The 3,945-nt window shown below is 48.8% G+C and carries 4 protein-coding genes; 2 read left to right on the forward strand and 2 right to left on the reverse strand.

Annotated elements, in window-relative coordinates; translation table 11 throughout:
* Window positions 1–18: 18 nt before the first annotated feature.
* Together rfbD and rfbC are read right to left on the reverse strand one after the other, a co-directional pair.
* Window positions 19–828 (reverse strand): dTDP-4-dehydrorhamnose reductase, encoded by an 810-nt coding sequence (rfbD, locus tag A9165_RS16215; RefSeq protein ID WP_065956657.1) that lies wholly within the window; start codon window positions 826–828, stop codon window positions 19–21.
* Complete coding sequence (gene rfbC / locus A9165_RS16220) at window positions 828–1,376, reverse strand: dTDP-4-dehydrorhamnose 3,5-epimerase (protein ID WP_065956658.1); 549 nt, start codon at window positions 1,374–1,376, stop codon at window positions 828–830. Before rfbC ends, rfbD begins: the two co-directional genes overlap by 1 nt.
* A gap of 48 nt (window positions 1,377–1,424) precedes the next feature.
* Between rfbC and rfbB the strand changes: the two genes are divergently transcribed.
* A complete protein-coding gene (rfbB, locus tag A9165_RS16225; protein ID WP_065956659.1) occupies window positions 1,425–2,453 on the forward strand; it encodes a dTDP-glucose 4,6-dehydratase in 1,029 nt (342 codons plus the stop codon).
* A 178-nt stretch (window positions 2,454–2,631) separates the two neighbouring features.
* Window positions 2,632–3,879: a UDP-N-acetyl-D-mannosamine dehydrogenase gene (gene wecC / locus A9165_RS16230; protein ID WP_008607995.1), complete on the forward strand. Its 1,248-nt coding sequence runs from the start codon at window positions 2,632–2,634 to the stop codon at window positions 3,877–3,879.
* Window positions 3,880–3,945: the final 66 nt, after the last annotated feature.

Consider the following 3,945-nt stretch of genomic DNA (forward strand, 5'->3'; position numbering starts at 1 on the left):
CGTGGGGATACCTCAGGGTCAGAGGTCAGACCGGTACCGGAGTGCTGTGGATAAGTGCTGGCTGTTGAGGGCGCTGTAGCGCGGACGCTGCGCAATGCTCGGATATTCGGCGCTACTGATGGCAAGGAGCGGTGTGTTGCTTCCTTGTTCCTGAAAGATACGCTGCGCAAACTGGTACCAGCTCATCACCTGTGAACCGGCATAGTGATAAATCCCGTACGGCAATTCCTGCTGCAAAATAAGCCTTACCACTATTGCGGCGAGATCTTTGGCATGTGTTGGTGTACCTGTTTGGTCAGCGACAACCTTAACCGGTGCAGTTTGCTGGCTTAACCGCTGCATAGTGGTATAGAAGTTTCGGCCAACATTGCTGTAAAGCCAGCTGGTTCGCAGTATGTAGTGCGGGCACTGACTTTGCTGGATAGCAAGCTCCCCTGCTCTTTTACTGGCACCGTAGTAGTTTATCGGGTTCGGGCTATCCTGCTCCGTGTAAGGGGTGTTTTTTTCGCCGTCAAACACATAGTCGGTTGAAAAATGAATTAGCAGGGCTTGTTGTGCCTGACAATAGTCTGCCAAATGCTTTACGGCGATTTCATTGATCGCAGTACAAGCCTGTTGGTTACTTTCAGCAAGATCAACCTGAGTATAAGCTGCACAATTGATGATGATGTTAGGTTTAAGCTCTGTTAGTTTTTGCGTTAACTGTTTGCTATTACTGATATCTAACTGTTGCCGATCGCACGCGATAAACTGCATTCCACTTGCCTGCAGTGCTGCGTTGATATGCTGTCCGAGCTGACCGGCGGCACCGGTGATTAAAATACGCATTAGTTTTCAGCTAAGGTGCGGCAAATTGAAGCGAAGCTTGGCGCTTGTTGATCTTTGGCCGAGAGGATTGCAGCTTGCAAAGGCCAGGTAATGGCCAGATCCGTATCGAATACGTAAAAAGCACCCTCGTCGTTCGCGTCGTAATAGCTACTGGTTTTGTAAAATACCAGGGTGTCATCAGCTAATGCCTGAAAACCATGCGCAAAGCCAGGGGGAAGCCAGAGCTGCCGCGGTTGATCAGCGCTCAGGTAGATACCTTGCCACTGGCCAAACGTATTGGAGTTGGGTCTGATATCCACCATTACATCGTAAATTTCACCTTTAAGTACAGATATCAGTTTACCTTGAGGCTTGTTGCGCTGAAAATGCATGCCTCTAATCACACCGCGCTTTGACTGCGATAGGTTATCCTGAACTAATGGCAGAGTGATTCCCGCTTGCTGGAAGCGTTGCTGAACATAGAGTTCAGTAAAAAAACCACGGCTATCGTGAAAGTGTTGCTGTTCAAGCAGCAGACAACCGGCTAGTGATGTTTCTGTTATGGTCATAGTTTGCTTCACTTTTTTGCCGATTATAACGTATTTTGGTGGTATTCAATGTCGGAAGTGTTATTTGTTACCGGTGGTTCGGGCTTTATTGGCTCTGCTTTAATCAGGCATTTGCTAAATAGCACGGATTATCAGATCGTCAATATCGACAAATTGACATACGCTGCCGCCCCAGAAGCGCTGGCCGTCGCGAGCAAGCATAGCCGCTATCGATTTTATCAGCTAGATATTAATGATCTCGACGCTATTACCAAATTTTTCGCTACATATCGCCCGGTGGGCGTATTTCATCTTGCTGCAGAGAGTCATGTAGACCGGTCTATTCAGAGTGCATCCCCTTTTATTCAAAGTAATATTGTTGGTACTTTCAATTTGCTTGAGAGTTGCCGCAATTACTTTGCCGGGCTAACGGCTAGCTGTAAAAAGGCCTTTAAATTTGTTCATGTTTCTACTGATGAGGTATACGGCGATCTGCCAATTTCTGCTCCCGCTGCAGCAGAAGGTGCACCTTATCATCCCAGCAGCCCTTACTCAGCCAGTAAAGCTGCAAGTGATCATCTGGTGCAAGCCTGGGCAAGAACCTATGGTCTGCCTGCGATCATAACGCATTGCACCAACAATTACGGACCCCATCAATACCCCGAAAAACTGATCCCGTTACTCGTTCAACGTGCGCTGAAACTGGAGCCGTTACCGATATATGGAGATGGCCTGCAAATCAGAGATTGGTTGTATGTTGACGATCACGTGCATGCACTATTACAAGTTTTTCAGCGTGGTAAGCCCGGCGAGTTTTACAACATTGCCGGAGATCAGCCGCTGACGAATCTTGCAGTTGCACATGCGATATGCAACTTAATCCCCACTCTAAACTTACCCACAGCACTCCGGTACCGGTCTGACCAGCTGGAGAGCTTAATAACTCATGTAGCTGACCGTCCTGGGCATGATCGACGATACGCATTAAATAACAATAAGATAAAGACAGAAATTGGCTGGGTTCCGCAAGTGCGCTTTGAAGAAGGCTTAGCAAGGACGATAACCGCAGTGTACGAGAGCCTTACTACGATTCGTTAAGTCAACCCCGTTTATCCACAGCACTCTATCCACAGCACTCCGGTACCGGCCGGAGCTCAGACCTCAGACCGGTACCGGAGTGCTGTGGATAAGTTATTTTTTGGGCGATAAATTGTATATTCATATTCGCGGCTTTATGATGGCGGCATCACTTCTATAGCGTTATAAGGAATGCATAATGCTGTCTTCATATTCAAAAGTTTCTGTTATTGGCCTGGGTTATATCGGTTTACCCACTGCAGCTGTTATTGCCTCACGTGGCGTTGAGGTTGTTGGGGTTGACGTATCGGAGCATGCGGTCAATACCATTAATCAGGGCAAAATTCATATTATCGAGCCGGATCTGGACATGTTGGTACAGGCGGCCGTGACTACTGGCAAGTTGCGAGCTTCATTAACTCCGGAGCCGGCACAGGCCTTTATGATTGCCGTGCCCACCCCCTTTAAAGAGGATAAGGCGCCCGACCTGAGTTATATCCGTGCCGCGCTGGAAAATATCGCGCCGGTAATCGAGAAAGGCAACTTAATCGTACTGGAGTCTACTTCACCGGTGGGCACTACTGAGCAAATCGCTAAGTGGCTGACTGAACTGCGTCCGGATCTGAGGGTACCACTGGATCCGTCTGATAATGCCGATGTGTTTATCGCACACTGCCCGGAGCGGGTATTGCCTGGTCGCGTATTGCAGGAACTGGTAAGTAATGACCGTATTATCGGCGGCATCACCGAGCGCTGTGCCGATCAGGCTACTGCGCTGTATCAGTTATTTGTGCGCGGCGAATGTTTACGTACCAACGCCCGTACAGCTGAGATGGCAAAATTAACAGAGAACGCTTTCCGTGATGTAAATATCGCTTTTGCCAATGAGCTATCGCTGATTTGTGACGAGCTGAAAATCAACGTATGGGAACTGATCAAACTGGCTAACCGCCATCCCCGGGTTAATATTTTAAGCCCGGGCCCCGGTGTCGGTGGCCACTGTATCGCGGTAGATCCGTGGTTTATTGTTGACTCGGCGCCAGCGCTGGCCCGGATGATTCGCACAGCGCGGGAGATCAACGACGGTAAGCCACATTATGTGATCAACAAGGTGAAAGAAGCCGCGGATCAGTTCAAACGGCCGGTTATTGCCTGTTTGGGTTTAGCTTTTAAAGCAGATATCGACGATCTACGTGAAAGCCCGGCTTTAGATATCGCCGAGCATCTGATCAACGACAATGTCGGTGAAGTGCTGCTGGTAGAGCCGAATATTAAGGCGCTGCCAAAACGGTTAAGCCAACACAATGATAAACTGACCACCCTACCCAAAGCGCTGGAACGCGCCAATGTGTTAGTAGTATTAGTAGATCACCGTCAATTCAAAGCCCTGCATGTCAATGACGTAGCCGCTAAGGTGGTTATTGATACCCGCGGCATCTTCGGCTAACACACTTATCCACAGCACTCCGGTACCGGTCTGAGGTCAGATGCTGATAGATCCCCACGATTTTAA

The sequence above is a fragment of the Alishewanella sp. HH-ZS genome, assembly GCF_001704375.1.
In the GTDB taxonomy this organism is placed as follows: Bacteria; Pseudomonadota; Gammaproteobacteria; order Enterobacterales; family Alteromonadaceae; genus Alishewanella; species Alishewanella aestuarii.